This is a genomic window from Flavobacterium xylosi (genome assembly GCF_042787345.1).
In the GTDB taxonomy this organism is placed as follows: Bacteria; Bacteroidota; Bacteroidia; order Flavobacteriales; family Flavobacteriaceae; genus Flavobacterium; species Flavobacterium xylosi.
Genome location: NZ_JBHZPZ010000005.1, coordinates 223,866 through 243,289, shown reverse-complemented (window position 1 = coordinate 243,289; position 19,424 = coordinate 223,866). Strand labels below are relative to the sequence as shown.

General features: G+C 35.2%; 21 protein-coding genes. 13 read left to right on the top strand and 8 right to left on the bottom strand.

Features of this window, described 5'->3' with window-relative positions; all coding sequences use genetic code 11:
* The first annotated feature begins 133 nt into the window (after positions 1 to 133).
* The 9 genes from ACFX5E_RS06305 (at position 134) to ACFX5E_RS06265 (ending at position 9,685) form a co-directional block, all read left to right on the top strand.
* Positions 134 to 1,138: an AAA family ATPase gene (locus ACFX5E_RS06305; protein WP_379854340.1), complete on the top strand. Its 1,005-nt coding sequence runs from the start codon at positions 134 to 136 to the stop codon at positions 1,136 to 1,138.
* A gap of 72 nt (positions 1,139 to 1,210) precedes the next feature.
* Positions 1,211 to 2,074 carry a DUF58 domain-containing protein gene (locus ACFX5E_RS06300; RefSeq protein WP_379848779.1) on the top strand — a complete coding sequence of 288 codons (864 nt, stop codon included), beginning with the start codon at positions 1,211 to 1,213 and terminating at the stop codon, positions 2,072 to 2,074.
* An 87-nt stretch (positions 2,075 to 2,161) separates the two neighbouring features.
* A complete protein-coding gene (locus ACFX5E_RS06295; protein ID WP_379854339.1) occupies positions 2,162 to 2,521 on the top strand; it encodes a four helix bundle protein in 360 nt (119 codons plus the stop codon).
* A gap of 100 nt (positions 2,522 to 2,621) precedes the next feature.
* Positions 2,622 to 4,253: a hypothetical protein gene (locus ACFX5E_RS06290; protein ID WP_379854338.1), complete on the top strand. Its 1,632-nt coding sequence runs from the start codon at positions 2,622 to 2,624 to the stop codon at positions 4,251 to 4,253.
* Positions 4,253 to 5,254 (top strand): vWA domain-containing protein, encoded by a 1,002-nt coding sequence (locus ACFX5E_RS06285; RefSeq protein WP_379854337.1) that lies wholly within the window; start codon positions 4,253 to 4,255, stop codon positions 5,252 to 5,254. The genes ACFX5E_RS06290 and ACFX5E_RS06285 overlap by 1 nt, the downstream gene beginning before the upstream one ends.
* Before the next feature lie 40 nt (positions 5,255 to 5,294).
* Positions 5,295 to 6,329 carry a VWA domain-containing protein gene (locus tag ACFX5E_RS06280; protein WP_379854336.1) on the top strand — a complete coding sequence of 345 codons (1,035 nt, stop codon included), beginning with the start codon at positions 5,295 to 5,297 and terminating at the stop codon, positions 6,327 to 6,329.
* Positions 6,330 to 6,335: 6 nt separating this feature from the next.
* Complete coding sequence (locus tag ACFX5E_RS06275) at positions 6,336 to 7,127, top strand: tetratricopeptide repeat protein (RefSeq protein WP_379854334.1); 792 nt, start codon at positions 6,336 to 6,338, stop codon at positions 7,125 to 7,127.
* A gap of 21 nt (positions 7,128 to 7,148) precedes the next feature.
* Positions 7,149 to 8,891 (top strand): BatD family protein, encoded by a 1,743-nt coding sequence (locus tag ACFX5E_RS06270; RefSeq protein WP_379854333.1) that lies wholly within the window; start codon positions 7,149 to 7,151, stop codon positions 8,889 to 8,891.
* Between the two features lie 50 nt (positions 8,892 to 8,941).
* Positions 8,942 to 9,685, top strand: coding sequence for a tetratricopeptide repeat protein (locus ACFX5E_RS06265; protein WP_379854332.1), 744 nt, complete (start codon positions 8,942 to 8,944; stop codon positions 9,683 to 9,685).
* Between the two features lie 123 nt (positions 9,686 to 9,808).
* On the opposite strand, the gene ACFX5E_RS06260 is transcribed toward ACFX5E_RS06265, so the two are convergent.
* Positions 9,809 to 10,312, bottom strand: a complete 504-nt coding sequence (locus tag ACFX5E_RS06260; RefSeq protein WP_379854331.1) for a CvpA family protein — start codon at positions 10,310 to 10,312, stop codon at positions 9,809 to 9,811.
* Positions 10,313 to 10,455: 143 nt separating this feature from the next.
* Between ACFX5E_RS06260 and ACFX5E_RS06255 the strand changes: the two genes are divergently transcribed.
* The 3 genes from ACFX5E_RS06255 (at position 10,456) to ACFX5E_RS06245 (ending at position 12,596) form a co-directional block, all read left to right on the top strand.
* A complete protein-coding gene (locus ACFX5E_RS06255) occupies positions 10,456 to 10,812 on the top strand; it encodes a hypothetical protein (RefSeq protein ID WP_379854330.1) in 357 nt (118 codons plus the stop codon).
* A 101-nt stretch (positions 10,813 to 10,913) separates the two neighbouring features.
* Positions 10,914 to 11,933, top strand: coding sequence for a phenylalanine--tRNA ligase subunit alpha (gene pheS, locus ACFX5E_RS06250; RefSeq protein ID WP_379854329.1), 1,020 nt, complete (start codon positions 10,914 to 10,916; stop codon positions 11,931 to 11,933).
* A gap of 255 nt (positions 11,934 to 12,188) precedes the next feature.
* Positions 12,189 to 12,596, top strand: coding sequence for a hypothetical protein (locus ACFX5E_RS06245; protein ID WP_379854328.1), 408 nt, complete (start codon positions 12,189 to 12,191; stop codon positions 12,594 to 12,596).
* Between the two features lies 1 nt (position 12,597).
* Here ACFX5E_RS06245 and ACFX5E_RS06240 read toward each other — a convergent pair whose 3' ends face one another.
* From ACFX5E_RS06240 to ACFX5E_RS06225, 4 genes are all read right to left on the bottom strand, one after another.
* The gene (locus tag ACFX5E_RS06240; RefSeq protein ID WP_379854327.1) at positions 12,598 to 12,813 is read right to left on the bottom strand and encodes a hypothetical protein; all 216 of its coding nucleotides are present in this window, start codon (positions 12,811 to 12,813) and stop codon (positions 12,598 to 12,600) included.
* A gap of 125 nt (positions 12,814 to 12,938) precedes the next feature.
* Positions 12,939 to 13,934, bottom strand: coding sequence for an NAD(P)H-dependent glycerol-3-phosphate dehydrogenase (locus ACFX5E_RS06235; RefSeq protein WP_379854326.1), 996 nt, complete (start codon positions 13,932 to 13,934; stop codon positions 12,939 to 12,941).
* 317 nt (positions 13,935 to 14,251) lie between these two features.
* Positions 14,252 to 15,415 (bottom strand): iron-containing alcohol dehydrogenase, encoded by a 1,164-nt coding sequence (locus ACFX5E_RS06230; RefSeq protein WP_379854325.1) that lies wholly within the window; start codon positions 15,413 to 15,415, stop codon positions 14,252 to 14,254.
* Positions 15,416 to 15,419: 4 nt separating this feature from the next.
* Positions 15,420 to 16,190, bottom strand: coding sequence for a type 1 glutamine amidotransferase domain-containing protein (locus ACFX5E_RS06225; RefSeq protein WP_379854324.1), 771 nt, complete (start codon positions 16,188 to 16,190; stop codon positions 15,420 to 15,422).
* 86 nt (positions 16,191 to 16,276) lie between these two features.
* Between ACFX5E_RS06225 and ACFX5E_RS06220 the strand changes: the two genes are divergently transcribed.
* Entirely contained in the window at positions 16,277 to 17,173 is an 897-nt protein-coding gene (locus ACFX5E_RS06220; protein WP_379854323.1) for a LysR family transcriptional regulator, read from the top strand.
* Here ACFX5E_RS06220 and nadD read toward each other — a convergent pair whose 3' ends face one another.
* The 3 genes from nadD to ACFX5E_RS06205 form a co-directional block, all read right to left on the bottom strand.
* Positions 17,174 to 17,785, bottom strand: a complete 612-nt coding sequence (gene nadD, locus ACFX5E_RS06215; RefSeq protein WP_379854322.1) for a nicotinate (nicotinamide) nucleotide adenylyltransferase — start codon at positions 17,783 to 17,785, stop codon at positions 17,174 to 17,176.
* Positions 17,786 to 17,789: 4 nt separating this feature from the next.
* Positions 17,790 to 18,365 (bottom strand): guanylate kinase, encoded by a 576-nt coding sequence (gene gmk / locus ACFX5E_RS06210; protein ID WP_379854320.1) that lies wholly within the window; start codon positions 18,363 to 18,365, stop codon positions 17,790 to 17,792.
* Between the two features lie 84 nt (positions 18,366 to 18,449).
* Positions 18,450 to 19,310 carry a YicC/YloC family endoribonuclease gene (locus tag ACFX5E_RS06205; protein ID WP_379854319.1) on the bottom strand — a complete coding sequence of 287 codons (861 nt, stop codon included), beginning with the start codon at positions 19,308 to 19,310 and terminating at the stop codon, positions 18,450 to 18,452.
* Between the last annotated feature and the right edge of the window lie 114 nt (positions 19,311 to 19,424).

The window sequence follows — 19,424 nt, the reverse complement described above, 5'->3', positions numbered from 1 at the left end:
TATCATAATTCATCCTTAAAATTAGGTCTTTGGTCGAAGTTTTAACCATTTTTTAACATCTTACTTCTAAAAAAAAATTCAATTTGCACCATCAAAACGACGGCATTAAATTCAAGGTTTTAAAAATCATAAAATGGAAGAAAATACAGCGACTTTAGACATTAGAGCAATCAATGAAAAAATTGAAAGAGAAAGTGCTTTTATAGACCTTCTCACCATGGAAATGAACAAAGTTATCGTGGGTCAAAAGCACATGGTAGAGCGTTTATTAATTGGACTTTTAGGCCAAGGACATATTTTGCTAGAAGGCGTGCCCGGATTAGCAAAAACATTGGCGATAAATACCCTTTCACAAGCTGTTCATGGATCTTTCAGCAGAATACAATTTACACCAGATTTATTGCCTGCCGATGTTGTGGGAACCATGATTTACAACATTAAAGCCAATGAATTTTCGATAAAAAAAGGACCAATTTTTGCCAATTTCGTCCTCGCAGATGAGATTAATCGTGCGCCAGCAAAGGTACAATCAGCACTTTTAGAGGCCATGCAGGAAAAGCAAGTGACCATTGGCGATACTACTTTCAAGCTTGACCGACCATTTTTAGTTTTGGCTACCCAAAATCCAATTGAACAAGAAGGAACGTACCAATTGCCTGAAGCGCAAGTCGATCGTTTCATGTTGAAAACGGTTATTGACTACCCAAAAATGGAAGACGAACGATTGGTAATTCGCCAAAATCTAAAAGGAAGTTACGAAAAAGTAAATCCTGTAGTTTCCGTAGAACAAATTTTACGTGCGCAAGAAGCAGTTCGTGAAGTGTACATGGATGAAAAAATAGAGAAATATATTCTTGATATTATTTTTGCGACACGTTACCCGGAGAAATATAAATTAGCCGAGTTGAAACCGTTAATCAGTTTTGGAGCTTCACCACGTGGAAGTATCAATTTGGCGAATGCCGCAAAATGTTACGCCTTTATCAAACGTCGTGGATATGTAATCCCGGAAGATGTCCGCGCTGTGGTTCATGATGTATTGCGTCACAGAATTGGAATTACGTATGAAGCGGAAGCGGAAAACATTACTTCAGTTGATATCATAAACAAAATCGTAAACGAGATCGAAGTACCTTAAAACAGTTTGCAGTAATCAGAATTCAGTTTTCAGTAACTGAACACTGAACACTAAACACTGAACACTGAACTTATGGATACAAAAGAGCTTTTAAAAAAAGTACGAAAAATAGAAATCAAAACCCGAAGATTGAGTGATCATATCTTTTCAGGGGAATACCACACTTCTTTCAAAGGACGGGGGATGACATTCAGCGAAGTGCGTCAATATCAGTACGGCGATGACATTCGTGCCATTGATTGGAATGTGACCGCACGATATAATGAAGCGCACGTAAAAGTTTTTGAGGAAGAGCGTGAATTGACGATGATGTTGATGGTGGATATTTCTGGTTCGGAAAGTTTTGGTTCTAAAAACCAATTTAAGAAAAATATTGTTACGGAGATTGCGGCAACAATGGCATTTTCGGCTACTCAAAATAACGATAAAATAGGTTTGATTCTATTTTCGGATGAAATCGAATTGTATATTCCGCCTAAAAAAGGAAGGTCACATGTGTTGCGTATCATACGAGAATTGATTGAATTTCAGCCAAAAAGCCAGAAAACTGACGTTGCTCAAGCGTTGAAATTTTTATCGGGAACCCAAAAAAAGAAAGCCATCGTATTTATTATTTCTGATTTCATGTCAGAAGATTACGAACAGACTTTAAAAATTGCTTCCAAGAAACACGATATAACGGGTATTCGCGTGTACGACATTCGAGAAGAAAAAATGCCCAATTTAGGAATGGTTTCCATGCTTGATGCCGAAACTGGCGAGATCCAAGTGGTGAACACAGGTTCTAAATCAGTGCGAATGAATTATGAGAAATTGTATCACGAAAAAGTGAACTATTTTAAGGAAACATTCAGCAAATCAGGTTCGGGTGTTGTAAATACAAGGGTTGACGAAAGTTATGTCACTAAATTATTAAGCTATTTTAAATCGAGATAAAGATGGCAGATTTTTGATTAACGATTTTTGATTTCAGATATTGTTGGAATGGATAATTGATTTTAGATTGAAAATAAAAAGTATCAAGTGAATAAACAAGAATTAGAAAATAGATTAATAGACTTTGCAGCGACAATAATAATTGTCGCAAGTAAATTTGAAAAAAATTATGCGGGGAATCATCTGGCAGGACAAATAATTAGATCTGGAACTTCACCCGCTTTAAATTATGGAGAAGCCCAAAGCGCAGAAAGTAGTAAAGATTTTATTCATAAATTGGGTATTTGTTTAAAAGAATTAAGAGAAAGTTTTGTTTGTTTAAAAATTATTGAAAAATCAAATTTAATGTCAGATTTAAATAATTTATCGATTGCAAAAGCAGAGGCCAATGAGTTAATTTCTATTTTCGTATCAAGTATTAAAACAGCTAAAACAAATCTGAAATAATATAGATTTTCGATGTTAAACGAATCGGAGTTTCAGGAAAAGTCTGAAATCAAAAATCGTTAATCGTAAATCAAAAATCAAAAGGGTTCAATAATAAAAGATGAAAAAACAATTATACCTACTTTTTTTACTGTTTACAACGTTTGTTTTTGCACAGCAAAAGCAAGTAGTTACAAGTATTGACACGATTAGAAATAAAATTGGTGCCGAATTTAAACTGTCCATAAAAACGACTGTCGACACTTCGTCTAAGGTTATTTTTCCAAAATTGAAAAACTTTGGAGCGCTGGAAGTAATTCAGTCTTATCCTATTGATACTATAAAAACGGACGGCCGTTATGAATTAGTAAAGAAGTACGGATTAACCCAATTTGATTCAGGTAGGTATGTTATTCCCAGCATAAAGGTTTTTATCGACAGTAAACCGTTTATGACGGATTCGCTTTTGGTTGAGGTTGCCAATGTTAAAGTTGATACGTTAAAACAAAAGATGTTTGACATAAAGGACATTGCACCAGCGGACAAATCAATTGGAAATTGGTGGAAATACCTGCTGATTTTGGCATTGATTATTGGTATTGGAGTATTCATTTATTGGTACATAAAAAAACACCAAAAGAAAAAATTAGAAGAAGAAATTTTCAAAACACCAATTGAAAAAGCAACGAGTTTGCTGAATAATTTGGAGAAAAAAGAACTTTGGCAAAAAGGGGAAGTCAAAGCCTATTATAGTGAATTGACGGATATTGCCAGAAATTATATCGAGGAAGCAATTGAAATTCCAGCGATGGAAAGCACAACTTCTGAACTGATTCAAGGACTTAAAGCAGCTTCTGTCAAAAAGAAAATGACGGTTTCGCAGGAAACAATCGAAAATCTGGAACGGGTATTGAAACAAGCCGATTTAGTAAAATTTGCTAAATCAAAACCATTGGATTTTGAAATCACTGAAGATCGAAATAAGATTCAAAAAGCAATTTTGACATTAGATAGTTCTATTCCGGTTGAAGTTCCTGTAGAAGAAGATACTTTGTTGAATGAAGCACAAAGACAAAAGCAGATACAAATTCAATTGCAAAAAAAGAGAAAGAAACGCATCGTACTTACTATATCATCAGTTGTTTTTATATTGGTGGCAACGACTACCTTCTTTATCGTTCTCAAAGGATTTGATTATGTAAAAGACAATATTTTTGGGAATGCGACAAAGGAATTGTTGGAAGGAGAATGGATAAAAAGTGAATATGGAAATCCTGGAATTATAATAGAAACTCCAAAAGTGCTTAAGAGAGTAGATCTGACCAAAACATTGCCTAAAGACGGAATGGCTTTGATTAAAGAAATGCAATCTTTTGCTTATGGGACTGTAGAGGACAATTTCTACATTATGATTTCTACCTTAAAATACAAAAAAGAAGGAGAGATTGATTTGGCAAAGTCAATGGATGGTGCGTTGCAGTCCTTAGAATCTCAAGGAGCTCAAAACATGATTGTCAAGCAAGAAGATTTTGAAACAAAAGAAGGGATTAAAGGACTCAAGGCATACGGAACATTTTCGAAAATAAACAGTGATACTCAAAGCAGTGCTAAATTGTATTATGAAGCATTGTTGTTCAGCCAAGAAGGAGGTTTACAGCAAATTATAATTTTCCATGAGGAAGGCGATGATTATGCGAATCAAATATCAGAACGAGTTTTGAGCTCTGTTGAATTAAAACAATTAAGTAAATAATGGATAAGATAACTTTTTTAAACCCAGAATTTTTTTGGTTGTTTCTTCTGATTCCAGTTGCTGTTGTTTGGTTATTTTGGAAAAAGAACCAACAATCGGCAACATTAAAAATCAGTTCTATTCAAGGATTCAAGAATTCCGATTCTTTATTAGTAAAGCTAAAACCAATTTTGAACGTGTTTCGAGTATTGGCTTTATCGTCCTTGATTGTAGCGATGGCGAGACCAAGAACGGTTGATGTAAGCAATAAAACAAAAACCACCAAAGGAATTGATATTGTTATGGCAATAGACGTTTCAGGAAGTATGCTTGCCAAAGATTTGAAACCAGATCGAATGCAAGCACTCAAAAAATTAGCGGCTGATTTTGTTGAGGAAAGACCAAACGATAGAATTGGGCTTGTTGTCTATGCTTCGGAAGCATATACTAAAACACCGGTGACTAGCGACAAAGCGGTTATTCTAGATGCGATCAGAAGTATAAAATACGATAATGTCTTAGTGGACGGAACAGGAATAGGAATGGGGTTGGCTACCGCCGTGAATCGATTAAAAGATAGCAAGGCGAAAAGTAAAGTAGTTATTCTGATGACTGATGGGGTGAATAATGCTGGATTTATTGAGCCTGATACCGCTTCGGATATTGCAAAACAATACGGAATAAAAGTATATACGATAGGAATTGGAACAAACGGGATGGCAATGTTTCCTTATGCAATTGCGCCAAATGGAAAATTTCTCTTTCAAATGATGAAAGTGGAAATTGACGAGCAAATGATGAAAAAGATTGCAAACAATACAGGCGGAAAATATTTTAGAGCAACGAGTAATAGCAAGTTAGCCGAAATTTATTCCACAATAAACAAGTTAGAAACTACAGAAATTGAAGAGCTAAAATTCTATGATTATGATGAAAAATTCAGACCGTTTGTGTGGTTTGCCGGTTTCTTATTGTTACTTGAAGTAGGATTGCGAAAAACGGTTTTTAAAAGCTTTATATAAGGAGAGTTGCAAGCTAAAAACTGTGACTAAAAGATAAAAAATGGAATTAGACGAAAAAAAATATTTATACTTACTTTTTACACTACCCATCGTGGTGTTGGTTTTTCTAATTAATTTATATTGGAAAAGAAGAAAACAACGCGAATTTGGGGATTTGGAAATGGTTAAAAAACTGAGTCCTGAGAGTTCTGTTTTTAAACCTGTTTTGAAGTTGGTATTGCTGCTTCTTGCTTTGGTTGGGATTATTTTTGGATTAGTGAATCCAAAAATAGGAACTAAAATGGAAACCGTAAAACGAGAAGGAATTGATATCGTTTTTGCAATGGATGTCTCCAAAAGTATGCTTGCCGAGGATGTTGCGCCAAATCGGTTGGACAAAAGCAAGCAGATTGTTTCGCAAATTATCAATCAGTTAGGAAGCGATAGAATTGGAATTGTAGCTTATGCCGGAAGTGCTTTTCCCGTATTGCCCATTACAACAGATTACAGTGTAGCTAAAATGTTTTTGCAAAGTATGAACACCGAAATGGTTTCTTCGCAAGGAACATCGCTTGATGAGGCTATAAAATTATCATCGACTTATTTTGACGATAAGAGCAAAACGAGCAAGTTGTTGATTTTGATTTCGGATGGAGAAGATCATTCTGAAGGATCTGAATCTGCAGCGGAAGAGGCAAATAAGCTGGGGATGAAAATCATCACAATAGGAATTGGAACTGAAAAAGGAGGAACAATTCCATTGAAACGAAATGGGATAGTAGAAAGCTTTCAAAGAGATAACAACAATCAGGTTGTAATCACTAAATTGAATCAGGCTGGTTTGATAGCCATCGCAAAAGCCACAAAAGGAGGTTACATCAATGGTAATAACACTAAGGAAGTTCTGGAGTATATCAAAAACACTTTGGATCGAATCCAAAAAACAGAATTTGAAGCTACGGAAATGGCTGATTTTCAATCGCAGTTTCAATGGTTTTTAGGGTTTGCTTTTGTTTTGTTATTCCTGGATATTTTTCTTTTGGAAAGAAAAACAAGTTGGGTGAACAAATTGAATTTATTTAACGAGAATAAATAAAATAAAATGATCAAAATATATTCAGCCTCGTCTCCCTCTCCTTTGGAGAGGGTCGGGGTGAGGAAAAACTTAATCTTACATCTTTTATTGCTTTTTACTTTTGTTGCAAACGCACAACAGAAGGATAAAATATTGCCTAAAGCAAACGAGGAATATGCCGAAAATAATTTTGTTGATGCGGAAGCAAATTACAGAATTTCTAATTCGAAATTTGCGAATAAAACGGTAGCGACCTATAATTTAGGAAATTCCATTTATAAGCAAAATCAAGCCTCAGAAGCGAAATTTGCTTTTGCCAAAGCATTGAAAAGCGCCAACTCAAGACCTGAAAAACACAAAGCTTTCCATAATTTAGGGAATGTTTTTATGAAAGAAAAGGATTATACCCAAGCAGTTGAAGCCTATAAAAACGCACTGCGAAACAATCCCACAGATGAGGAAACGCGTTATAATTATGCTTTAGCCAAAAAAATGCTGAAAGAAAATCCTCCAAAGGATGATAAGAAAGACGACAAGAAAGATAAGAAAGACGATAAAAAGGACGACAAGAAGGACGATAAAGACAAGAAGGACGATAAAGATAAGGAGAAGAAAGACGATAAAGGAGACAAGGACAAAGACAAGAAAGATCCAAAACCCAATGAGAATGGCGAACCAAAACCAATGCCAGGGGGAATGTCTAAAGAACGTTTAGAAAATCTTCTGGACGCAGTAAATAAGGAAGAGAAAAAAGTTCAGGATAAAGTAAATGCACAAAAAGTAAAGGGAAAACCAATAAAAACCGAGAAGGATTGGTAATTCAATTAAGATAATTTAAAAATGAAAAGATTTATAGCAGCGATTGTTTTAATGGTGTGCAGCTCACTCAGCGCTCAAGTACAATTTGAAGCCAGGGTAAGCAAAACTATACTAGGCCTAAACGAGCGACTTCGTATCGATTTTATGATGAATGTTGATGGAGATAATTTTATCCAGCCGTCTTTTGATGGATTCAGAATTATTGCCGGACCAAGCCAGCAAGTGAGTCAATCATGGGTAAATGGACGAAGTTCCTTTGAGAAAGTGTATTCTTATTTTCTGCTGCCAAATAAAAAAGGGGCTTTAACTATCAAGCAGGCAGCTATTGAATACAATGGGCAAATTTACAAAACATCGCCTATTAGGATAAACGTTACTGCGGCAACAGCAGAACCTAGAGACCCAAACGATACTCAGATTTCTGCAGATGATAACCTCTATCTTGTTGCCGATGTTTCTAAAACAAATCCTTACATCAATGAACCGATCACCGTAGTTTACAAATTGTATTTTAGTTACAATATTGGGATCACTAATTGGAGAGAATTAAACAAACCTAAATACAATGATTTCTGGAGTCAAAATATTGATATCAAACAATTGGTTGCGCAGGAAGGCATGTTTAAGGGAGAAAAATACCGTTACGTGGTATTGAGAAAAACGGTACTGTATCCCCAAAAATCAGGAAAGTTAGCCATAGAACCTTTGTCCTTGGACATTGATGTGCAGTTGCCTACCAACCAAAGAAATATGTACGGGCAGGTTGTGGTAAAAGAAGGCAGTAAAAGAGTATCCGCCGGATCAAAAATAATAACAGTCAAAGCACTTCCCGAAGCTGGAAAACCGGAAGATTTCTCTGGCGCGGTAGGAAATTTTAATTTCAAAGTAACGCCTAACAAAACGGATTTAAAAAATGGGGAAAGCCTTGATTTGGTTGTGAGCGTGACTGGAAAAGGGAATATGAAATTATTTAGTTTACCAAAACCAATTGTGCCCAATGCACTTGAAATGTATGATGCCGTTCACAACGAAAAAGTAGACACACCACTTTCAGGAATGGTTGGAAAGGTTTCGGACAGTTATACTATTATTCCACAGTACAAAGGCAATTATCCTTTAAAGCCATTGCGTTTTTCTTACTTTGATTTGGGTTCAGGAAAATATAAAACAATAAGTTCTCCAGAGATAATGATCAATGTTCTAGACGGGCCAACGGCTGCTGTAGCGTCGAATTCTTCGCATAAAAATAAAATATCGAATGTTGAACAATTCAAGTATATTAAGTTAAAAACAAAGCTTTTGACGATAGACAAGCAAGATTTCTTTGGGTCTAATTTATATTTAGGGTTGATGTTTTTGCCGTTTTTAATACTTCCTGTGATTGTATTGGTTAAAAAGAAGAAAGAAGCAATTGACGGGGATGTTACCGGAAACCGAATAAGGATGAATAATAAATTGGCCAAAAAATATTTGTCGGAAGCCAAAAAACAAATCAACAACAAAGAATTGTTTTATATCGCCCTTGAAAAAGCAATGCACAATTTCCTGAAAGCCAAGTTGCATATTGAAACATCAGAAATGAGTAAGGATAACATTCAGGAAGTTTTATTGTCTAGAAATGCCAATCCGCAATCGGTTAATGACTTCATTGTATTGACTGAAAACTGTGAAGTGGCCAGATATGCGCCATCGTCAAGTGTTGCTATTCAACAGGATTTTGACAAAGCCGTTTTAATTATCTCAGACTTGGAAAAACAGATATAATTTTAGATTTACGATTTACGAATAGTTTATCGACAACTTATAATATTAAAATGAAAAACATACTTTATATACTATTATTGTCAACCCAAGTTTTCTTTGCCCAAAGTGGTTTTGAAAGAGGGAATGAATTGTATAAAAACGGAAAATTCGATCAGGCGGTTGAAGCGTATGAAAACGTATTGAAAGAGAATAAGCAGTCGGCAGAATTGTATTTTAATCTTGGGAACGGCTATTATAAATTGAATAAAGTGGCGCCATCGATTTATAACTATGAAAAAGCATTAGTGCTCAATCCAAATGATAGCGAGACTGCAAACAACCTGAAATTTGCCCAAAAAAGAACCATAGATGAAATTAAAGTAGTGCCAAAAGTAGGTTTTGGAAAACTACTCCGTGACTTCACGGGTATTTACCATTATAATACTTGGGCATGGATTTCGGTGGTATTAGCAACTTCTTTTCTGTTGTTTTTTGTGGGGTATTATTTTTCAGAAACTACGGGATCAAAAAGAATTTTCTTTTTTGGAATGTTTGTCCTCGTTTTTCTAATTCTTATAACTGTTTCCTCGGCTATTTTCGAAAAAAGTCATTTTGATAATGAAAAGCCAGCTATTGTTTTTGCTGAAATTACTGAGGTAAGAGCCGAGCCACAGAAGGTGAGTGCTGCGGTTATTGTGCTGCATGAAGGGACCAAAGTCTACGTAGAGGAAAAAGTAGACAACTGGAAAAAAGTGCAGTTAACAGATGGTACTGAAGGCTGGATTGAAAGCAGCGCAATAAGGGAAGTGAAGTAGTTCAGATTTCAGATTTTAGGTTTTTAGCCGTAGTCTTTTCTTTAAATTAACAACCTTTTTCCACTGCTTAACTGCAGACTGCTATCTGAAAACTGCCTACTGCGACCGAATACTGACTACTGATCACTTTTTCTTCAGCTCCTGATACCAATTCTTTATTGAAGGAAAAATGTAACCGGCTGTTTTTTGAATCGGATTATAAAACAAGGAGTTATCTAGCGTTTCTTTCTTGGCTAAAAAATTATGGTAGTTTATTTTTTCGAAAACAGTAAAAACGATACTCACTATCAACACGGTTTTCAACACTCGAAACAATCCGCCTCCCAATTTGTTGATCCAGCCCAAGAAAGCTAAATCAGTTACTTGCGTAAGGATTTTTGCCAGTATGGATATTCCAATCACAACCAACATAAAAGTAAGTACAAAAGCAACAACCTGAATCGTATTGGGATTCCAATGAACAAAGCCCGAAAGCACTGCCTTCATAAATGAAGAAAATTTTATTGCCAGATAAATACCAACGATTAGCGAAATCAACGATGCCAATTCGATAAAAAGACCATTTTTAATTCCCTTATACAAAGCGAAAGCCAATAAAACACCCAAAATAATATCCAAAAGTCCCATAATAATTCAATAATTAATAGAAAGAGCAAATATAAAAGAATTGTTGATTATCAATTGCCAATTTTCAAGTTCTTATCTTTGTGCAACTAATTTTATGGTCGGTGATTTAATAATTCATCACTCATAATTCATAATTCATAAAAATGTCAAGAGACACGCAACTTAAAGAACGCTGGGAACAGCTTGTAACGATACTTTCCGATCAATTTTCTCAAGGAGAAGATTTAGATTTAGACGCCATTATTTACTTAATCGGGGTGCAAGAACTCGGGAAAGTACACAATGAATATAAAAAAGACGAGAAACTTAATCTTATGCATATTGCAATTTGTAGGTTATTGGAACCTTATGGGTTCTATGAATTCGAATTTTTTGACGAGGACGGTTGGCCACATTATAAGGTAAAAGAGGAATTGCCGCCACTAAAAGCGGGTGAGCAATCAGTCTTAATGAAAGAAGCAATTGTCAATTATTTCCTAGAAAGAGAAGTAATTTCGTAGTTTGCAGTCGCAGTCTCCCTTTTCAGAACGAATCTACTGAAAACGGAGACTGAAAACTGAAAACTTTTCCCTAAATTTGCACTCTCAATTATGGAATGAAAATGATAGATAAGATAAAAGAATATATCGGCGAAGCACAAGCTTTTTCAACGCAAAATGCAGCAGAATTAGAAACATTTAGAATTAAATTCTTAGGAAGTAAAGGACTTTTGAAAGAGCTTTTTGCGGAGTTCAAGAATGTTCCTAACGACCATAAAAAGGAATTTGGACAGGTAATAAATCTATTAAAAACTTCTGCCGAAGAAAAAGTAAAAACCATACAGGAATCTTTAGAGAGTAAAGAAGAAAGTAAAGGTTTTTATGGTGATTTGACGCGTTCTTCTGAACCGATTACTATTGGTTCCCGTCACCCTATTTCATTGGTAAAAAACCAAATTATAGATATCTTTTCAAACATAGGTTTTAATGTTTCTGAAGGTCCGGAAATCGAAGACGACTGGCATAATTTCACCGCATTAAATTTACCGGAATATCATCCGGCGCGTGACATGCAAGACACCTTTTTCATTCAAACCAATCCTGATATTTTGTTGCGTACTCACACTTCATCTGTGCAGGTGCGTTATATGGAAAACAATAAACCGCCTATCAGAACGATTTCTCCGGGAAGGGTTTTCCGTAATGAAGCCGTTTCCTCTCGTTCACATTGTATTTTTCACCAAGTTGAAGGTTTGTACATCGATAAAGACGTTTCTTTTGCAGATTTAAAGCAAACTTTACTTTATTTCACTAAGCAAATGTTCGGGAAGTCAAAAATCCGTTTACGTCCGTCTTACTTTCCGTTTACGGAACCAAGCGCTGAGGTTGATATTTATTGGGGTTTAAAAACAGAAACTGATTACAGAATCACCAAAGGAACCGGATGGTTAGAAATCATGGGTTGCGGTATGGTTGATCCAAATGTTTTGAAAAACTGTGGCATCAATCCTGACGAATATAACGGTTTTGCCTTCGGGATGGGAATCGAAAGAATTGCAATGTTGCTATATCAAATTGGCGACATCCGAATGTTCTATGAAAATGACGTTCGTTTCCTAGAGCAATTCAAATCAAGCATATAGTCATTGCGAGGAACGAAGCAATCTAATTATGGTATCTATCATTAAAGACTTTTGCGTTTTTAGGAGCTATTTCCAGCTGTACACTATATCTTTCTTGTCCTGAACTTGTTTCAGAATCCTGAAACAAGTTCAGGACAAGAAAGGATGCCGTTCCCATCTGGGCTAGGGCATTTCAGTTTTTCAAGAAACTTAAGTTTTAAAGACTAAATAATAATTAATAATGAATGAAGAGATTGCTTCGTTCTTCGCAATGACATGAAAAAAGACATCATCATCCCCGAAGTAGAAAACGTTTTCCTAGCTGCCGTTCAAGAATGGAGCGACGATTTTATGGAAAAAGTTTGGTATGCCTATTTGGTAAATGACAGTGATTTTCTAATCGAAAGTGTCATGGTAGTTTCCAAAGCTTTTGGCACTATTGATGGCGAAATGAAAAAAACATCGCTTTTGCGTCACGCTTTTGTCGAAGTGCTTCCTGTTTCAGTAATGAAAATCGAAATGATAGAGAAAAGTGTCTTGGCACTCAATAATGAATTCATGCTGACTTTCTTTATTGGAGACAAATTATACGATAAAAAATTCATTTTCAAATCACATTCCATCAGTGAGGACTTTGTGGAAGAAGTGCCAATTTTATTTGTTGACGGAGTTATTGTGAGGTAATTTATTGATTGAGTCTTTTGTTTTTGGCTTTCCAGTTGAAATAACCTAAAATAAATATTCCAACCGAAATATAAGCGACAGCACGAATATAAAAGCTTGGTTTTGAAACTTGCTCTAAAAAAGGAGTCTGTTTTATCTCAAACAGAATCATAAAAACAGTCATAAAAATTCCCCAACCACCGCCAGTCTTAATCTGATATTTCCATCTTTCGCTCATAAGAATATATTTGTAATCTTGTCATTTCGACGCAGAAGTCCCGAGGGACAGCGAAGAGGCCTGGCGAATCCCATCAAGTGATTCAGATCATGAGATTTCTCCTGTGTCGAAAGAACAAAAAAGTATTAATCCAGTTTGTCCGTTAATTGTTTAAATACAGCCTTGGCATCTTGTCCATCGTAAAGAATATTATAAACAGCATCTATAATTGGTGTTTTGGCACCATAACCCTGGTTCAGTTTATAGGCACTTTTTACGGCATAATATCCTTCGGCAACCATGCTCATTTCCATCATTGCCGCTTTCACGGTGTAGCCTTTGCCAATCATATTTCCAAACATTCTATTTCTTGAAAACACAGAATAACCGGTTACCAATAAATCACCTAAATAGGCGGAATCATTGATATTACGTTTCATTTTATGGACTTTTTTGATGAATTTTTTCATTTCCCTAATCCCATTACTCATCAAAACCGACTGAAAATTGTCGCCGTAACCCAATCCATGCGCCATTCCTGCTGCAATAGCATAAATATTTTTTAGCATTGCTGCATATTCGGTTCCTATAATGTCATCTGTGATTTTAGTTTTTATGTAATTCCCGGATAGATTTTTAGCTACAACTTTTGCTTTTTCTTCATCGCCACAAGCAATAGTAAGATAAGACAATCGTTCCATCGCTACCTCTTCTGCATGGCAAGGTCCTGTAATTACGCCTATATTATAATAAGGGATGTCGTATTTTACATGAAAATGTTCGCCTACGATCAGACTCGTTTCGGGAACAATTCCTTTAATTGCTGAAAAAATGATTTTATCCTCTAAGGAAACAGTCAGTTTTTTTAATTCACCATCTAAGAAAGCAGATGGAATTGCAAAAATGATATAATCAGCATAAGCAACAGCCTCATTTATGTCATTGGTAAGTTTAAGTTTTTTGGTATCAAATTCAACCGAACTTAAGTAATTTGGATTGTGTTTGTAGGTTTTAATGTGTTCAATAGCAGCGTCATTACGCATGTACCAAGAAATTTCGGAAAGATTTACACATAACATTTTTGCAATCGCTGTTGCCCAACTTCCACCACCAATCACTGCGAATTTTATACTTTCGGCCATTTTTTTATTAAATTTAATCAAAAGTACTTAAAAATTAATTAAACAGATAAAATTTATCTGGAATCCTTGAGTTTAAAGGGTTTTAGTGTAGATCATTCACAATAATCGATAATTAATCTAAACTATTTTATTTTTTAACACAATATGTGTATTGGTTTTGCGTTTTAAATAATTATAAATTAAATATTTAACAAATATAGTGCGAATTGAATTAGTTAGTTATGTTTTAGTATTTAAAAAGGCGCTCCCATAACAAGTATGAGAACGCCTTTTATTTTTTGGAGTCGGGCTGCTAAATTAGCCTTTATTCAATTAAATTAATAACTCATTTCTACAATTTCCTTTACTTTTTCTAAAGTAATATTCTGTTTTTCACCTAGTGCTTTCCATTCTCTTTCTTCAAAACGTTTTACGATAAAATCGGCAGTTTTTTCGAAGTCTTTCGTGTAATCAGATAATTTGGTATCCATTCCCATTGTGTGGAAGAATTCAACTGTTTTGTTAATTGCTTCATTTGCAATTTCGTCATCAGTTCCGGTCAAATTAAAAATACGTTTTCCGTACTGTGCTAATTTTCCTTTTTTGGTTTCGAACATTACTCGGTATAAATTTGGACCAACAACGGCCAAAGTTCTGGCATGATCAATTCCGTATAATGCAGTCAATTCGTGGCCAATCATGTGTGTTGCCCAATCCGAAGGGACTCCTTTTTGGATTAATCCATTTAAAGCCATCGTACAGCTCCACATAAAATTAGAAGCCAAAGCATAATCTTTAGGATTCTCAACTACGTCAGGACCTACTTGGATTAAAGTTTGTAAAATACCTTCTGCAATTCGATCTTGAAGATAACCTTCGTGCGGATAAGTTAAATACTGCTCTAAAACGTGGGTGTAAGCATCTACAACGCCATTCTGTAATTGTCTCTTTGGCAAAGAAGCAATCACCGTTGGATCACAAATAGAGAATTTAGGGAATAAGGCGCTTCCGCCAAACGCTAATTTCTCCTGAGTGGCTTCGATAGTAACTACTGCTCCTGAATTCATTTCGCTTCCTGTTGCTGGCAAAGTTAGAACGGTTCCAAAAGGAATTACTTTAGATAGATCTTTAATCAACAACCTTTTTTGAAGAATATCAATTGGATTACCATCAAAATTAGCTGCTGCCGAAATAAATTTAACGCCATCAATTACAGATCCACCACCAACAGCTAGAATAAAATCAATGTTTTGTTCTTTGACTATTGCAACGGCTTTCATTAATGTTTCAAAATGAGGATTCGCTTCAATTCCGCTGAATTCCACGATTTCGAAACCTTTTAAATTGTTAATTACTTGTTCGTGGATTCCATTTTTAAAAATGCTTCCTCCGCCATATGCCAAAAGGATTTTTGCTCCTTCTGGAACTAAAGTTGATAATTTTTCAATTTGCCCTTTCCCAAAAACTAAATTGGTAGGATTGTATAATTCGAAATTTAACATGCTTTTATTTTTTTGAATTTAATTGATTTAATAGTTTTTCAGCTACTAGTTTAGAGGAAGCTGGATTTTGACCTGTAATTAATAAACCATCTTCAACTGCATAAGGTTGCCAATCGCCTACTTTTGAATAAGTTGCTCCATTTGTTTGTAAAGCATCTTCTAATAAAAAGGGAACTACTTTAGTTAAACCTACAGCTTCTTCTTCGGTATTAGAGAATCCGGTTACTTTTTTACCTTTTACTAAATATTCACCATTTACTTTCACATTTTTCAAAGCTCCAGGGGAATGACATACAAAAGCGACTGGTTTTTTATTGGTGTAAAAAGCCTCAATCAAATCAATTGAATTTTTATCTTCGGCTAAATCCCAAAGCGGACCGTGACCTCCTGGATAAAAAACAGCATCATAATCAGCTTGTTTAACATCGGCTAGTTTGTGTGTTTTACTTAGTTTAGCTTGTAGTTCAATATCTTTGTCAAATCTTTTGGTGTCTTCAGTAGCCGAAGAGGGATCTGAACTTTTTGGATCAATTGGTGGCTGTCCTCCTAGCGGAGATGCAATATCAATCATCACTCCTTTATCTGCTAACTCATAATAGGGAGCAGCAAATTCTTCAATCCAAAAACCTGTTTTTTCTCCTGTGTTCCCTAATTTATCATGACTAGTTAGAACGAATAATACTTTTTTCATCTTAGTTTTTTTTGTTTTTTGTGCCGTTGCTGATAAGCAACCCACAGTTAATACTAGTAATGCAAATAATGCGATTTTTTTCATCTTGAATTTTCTTTATACAAATCTACGGCGAATATGCTATTAGTAAAAATAATTTAAATTATGTTTGTGATAAATATATTTATATCATGGTCAATCTGGAATGGTACAGAACGTTTAAATCCGTTTATAAAAATGGTAATTTTTCTCTGGCTGCCAAAGAATTATTTATCAGTCAACCGGCTGTAAGTCAGCAAATATCAATGTTAGAGGCGCATGTAGGTTATAAACTTTTTAATAGAAAGTCTAAAGGCGTGGAACCAACCGAATATGCTAAGTTACTCAATAATTTAATCATTGAAGCACTGGATCGATTAGAAAATGTTGAAAATGGTTTTCGAGCCAAAGCATTCAATGCCAATCGATTAATTTCTATAGGAATCTCCAAACATTTGATGAGCAGTTTGGGAAGGCCACTACTTTCAAAATTTGAATTCATCGATTTTAGTTTTCATGAAAATGATGTGCTTTTTGAATTGGTCGATTCTAAAAAACTCGATTTTGCAGTTGTTACCAAACAATACGATACGTTTGACACGATTCAGAAGAAGCTGGGCGAAATCAAACAGATTATTGTGGGTTCCACAAATATTGACGCTTCCGAATTAAAATCAAAGATTAAGAGTGAAGATTTTGACTCAATTGAACATTGGTTAAACGACCAGAAATGGTTCAGCCATAATGCTCAAATTCCGCATATCAAATTATTTTGGCTCCATGTTTTTAATAAAAAAAGACCTTCAATGATTCCCAATTATATCATTCCTTCCGAATATGAAATGATCGAAATGCTTTCTAAAAATACCGGAATAGCCGTTGTTTGGAATATAAACGCAAAGATTTATATAGAAGAAAAAAGAATAGAGTTGTTATGGAATAGCAAGCAAATGCCAAGTACAGAAGTGTTTTTATTATCTGGTAAAAATGACAATTTGAGTGCTATTTTTGAGAAAATTGAACTGGAATTGAAAACCGTTTTGAGGTAATTACTTCTTGTAAAAATTATTATGATCGATGTATTCCCAAACATTTGCAGGCAATAACGGCTGAACATTTTTTCCTTTCTTAATATTTTCCCGAATAAAAGTAGCCGATATTTCGACCACAGGAGCATCAATCATATGAATTTTTGGATGGTTTCTTAGTTCTAAATTCGCTACTTCTGAAGAAACTGCTTCGCCTGGTTGGTCTTTGGCCTCCAGTCTTGGATAGACATAAATCTCATGATTTTCGAGGATTGCTTCGTAGTTTTTCCATTTGCGCAAAGACTTGAGATTGTCTTCTCCCATGATTAAAGAGAATTCATAATTGGGATATTTTTCCTGTAAATGAACTAAAGTGTTCACCGTATAATTAGGTTGCGACAATTTAAATTCAATATCCGAAGGTTTTATTTTTGGAAAATCCTCTGTGGCAAGATGTACCATCTGCAAGCGATGGTAATCATCAAGCAAAGTGTTTTTTTTCTTCAAAGGATTGTGAGGCGTAACTACCATCCAAACTTGGTCTAAATCCGCATGCTCTGCCATATGATTAGCAATGATGAGATGGCCAACATGAATGGGGTTAAATGTTCCGAAATACAATCCTATTTTCATGAATTTAATCTTTTACAAAATCTTTTACCAATTGATAGGCTTCTTCCAAAGCAATGTCTAAATCATAATTTTTTATAACAACATCAAACTGTGGTGCAGTAGCCAGCTCTACAGAGGCTTTTGCAATGCGCATGTTGATTTTATCGTCACTTTCGGTAGATCGTTTTTTCAAACGGATTTTCAATTCGTCAATACTGGGTGGTTTTACAAAAACGGCTAACGTTTCATTTGGGAACTTATGTTTAATTCGCAAGCCGCCAGAAACATCAATATCAAAAATCACATTTTTTCCTTTGGCCCAGATGCGTTCTACTTCGCTTTTTAGCGTTCCGTAAAAATTATCACGATACACTTCTTCCCATTCCAGAAAATCTTCGTTTTTGATGTGTTTTTTAAATTCTTTGGTCGACATGAAATAATAATCTTTTCCGTTTACTTCCTCGCCTCTTGGCTCACGAGAAGCGGCCGAGATCGAAAATTCCAGATTCAAATCTTCTTTTCCTAGTAAATGTCTAACGATTGTCGTCTTTCCAGACCCCGAAGGTGCCGAAAACACTATTAATTTTCCTCCTGTGCTCATTATATTGTTGTTGTTTTAGATGTGCAATCACTTCTAATTTTTATGCAAAAAGACGCGATGAATCGCGTCGCTACTTACTATTTTTTATAAAACATTTAAAACCTGTTCTTTGATTTTTTCCAATTCGTCTTTCATCTGAACGACTAATTTTTGCATTTGTGCATGATTCGATTTAGAACCCATCGTATTGATTTCGCGTCCCATTTCTTGGGTGATAAAACCTAATTTTCTACCGTTAGCTTCGGTTCCGTTGATGGTTTCCAGGAAATAATCCAGGTGATTCGTCAAACGTACTTTTTCTTCGGTGATATCTAATTTCTCTAAATAATAAATCAATTCCTGCTCGAAACGGTTCTCGTCTACATTTACTTTTAGTTCCGCAATTGCAGTTTGCAAACGGTCTTTTATGGCTTGAACGCGTTCTGGATCAAGTGCCAAAGCTTCGGTCATATACTGACGAATATTGCCAATTCGCAATTGAAACTCTTTTTCTAGAGACATTCCTTCATCTCTTCTAAAGTTCAAGATGTTTTGTACCGCCTCTTCGATAACAGTTTGGATTTGAATCCAGTCGTTTTCGTCGATTTCATCACGTTCTATTTTCATGGTATCCGGCATGCGAACCGCCATTTTCATTAGTTCGGTTTCATCAGCATCAGCATAAACTTCTCTTAACTGATTGATATATGCTTTTACAATGGGCACATTTACTTTCGTAGAAGTTTGTTCCGCGGTGCTTTCGATAAAAATAGAAAAATCTACTTTTCCTCTTTCCAGTTTAAGTGCAATTTGGTTGCGTAAACCCAATTCCATTTCGCGGTACAGCGAAGGCATTCTCACATTCAAATCCAAACCTTTACTGTTTAAGGATTTTACTTCTACCGTTATTTTTTTGGTTGGTAATTGCAAAGTGGCTTTACCAAAACCCGTCATTGATTGTATCATATAATTTTCTAAAAGAGGTCAAAGATAATAAAAAAGTAGTCAGTGGTCAGTTTTTAGTATTCAGTGCTTTTTTTATAAACAGGTTTAGACTTGTAAATGGATTGAAATTATAAG

Excerpts from the sequence above, each read along its gene's own strand:
- ACFX5E_RS06280 (WP_379854336.1), top strand. The coding sequence starts at position 5,295 with ATGGAATTAGACGAAAAAAAATATTTATACTTACTTTTTACACTACCC.
- pheS (WP_379854329.1), top strand. The coding sequence starts at position 10,914 with ATGATAGATAAGATAAAAGAATATATCGGCGAAGCACAAGCTTTTTCA.
- ACFX5E_RS06285 (WP_379854337.1), top strand. The coding sequence starts at position 4,253 with ATGGATAAGATAACTTTTTTAAACCCAGAATTTTTTTGGTTGTTTCTT.
- ACFX5E_RS06290 (WP_379854338.1), top strand. The coding sequence starts at position 2,622 with ATGAAAAAACAATTATACCTACTTTTTTTACTGTTTACAACGTTTGTT.
- ACFX5E_RS06205 (WP_379854319.1), bottom strand. The coding sequence starts at position 19,310 with ATGATACAATCAATGACGGGTTTTGGTAAAGCCACTTTGCAATTACCA.
- ACFX5E_RS06255 (WP_379854330.1), top strand. The coding sequence starts at position 10,456 with ATGTCAAGAGACACGCAACTTAAAGAACGCTGGGAACAGCTTGTAACG.
- ACFX5E_RS06265 (WP_379854332.1), top strand. The coding sequence starts at position 8,942 with ATGAAAAACATACTTTATATACTATTATTGTCAACCCAAGTTTTCTTT.
- ACFX5E_RS06235 (WP_379854326.1), bottom strand. The coding sequence starts at position 13,934 with ATGGCCGAAAGTATAAAATTCGCAGTGATTGGTGGTGGAAGTTGGGCA.
- ACFX5E_RS06220 (WP_379854323.1), top strand. The coding sequence starts at position 16,277 with ATGGTCAATCTGGAATGGTACAGAACGTTTAAATCCGTTTATAAAAAT.
- ACFX5E_RS06270 (WP_379854333.1), top strand. The coding sequence starts at position 7,149 with ATGAAAAGATTTATAGCAGCGATTGTTTTAATGGTGTGCAGCTCACTC.
- nadD (WP_379854322.1), bottom strand. The coding sequence starts at position 17,785 with ATGAAAATAGGATTGTATTTCGGAACATTTAACCCCATTCATGTTGGC.
- ACFX5E_RS06240 (WP_379854327.1), bottom strand. The coding sequence starts at position 12,813 with ATGAGCGAAAGATGGAAATATCAGATTAAGACTGGCGGTGGTTGGGGA.
- ACFX5E_RS06305 (WP_379854340.1), top strand. The coding sequence starts at position 134 with ATGGAAGAAAATACAGCGACTTTAGACATTAGAGCAATCAATGAAAAA.
- gmk (WP_379854320.1), bottom strand. The coding sequence starts at position 18,365 with ATGAGCACAGGAGGAAAATTAATAGTGTTTTCGGCACCTTCGGGGTCT.
- ACFX5E_RS06260 (WP_379854331.1), bottom strand. The coding sequence starts at position 10,312 with ATGGGACTTTTGGATATTATTTTGGGTGTTTTATTGGCTTTCGCTTTG.
- ACFX5E_RS06300 (WP_379848779.1), top strand. The coding sequence starts at position 1,211 with ATGGATACAAAAGAGCTTTTAAAAAAAGTACGAAAAATAGAAATCAAA.
- ACFX5E_RS06275 (WP_379854334.1), top strand. The coding sequence starts at position 6,336 with ATGATCAAAATATATTCAGCCTCGTCTCCCTCTCCTTTGGAGAGGGTC.
- ACFX5E_RS06230 (WP_379854325.1), bottom strand. The coding sequence starts at position 15,415 with ATGTTAAATTTCGAATTATACAATCCTACCAATTTAGTTTTTGGGAAA.
- ACFX5E_RS06225 (WP_379854324.1), bottom strand. The coding sequence starts at position 16,190 with ATGAAAAAAATCGCATTATTTGCATTACTAGTATTAACTGTGGGTTGC.
- ACFX5E_RS06245 (WP_379854328.1), top strand. The coding sequence starts at position 12,189 with ATGAAAAAAGACATCATCATCCCCGAAGTAGAAAACGTTTTCCTAGCT.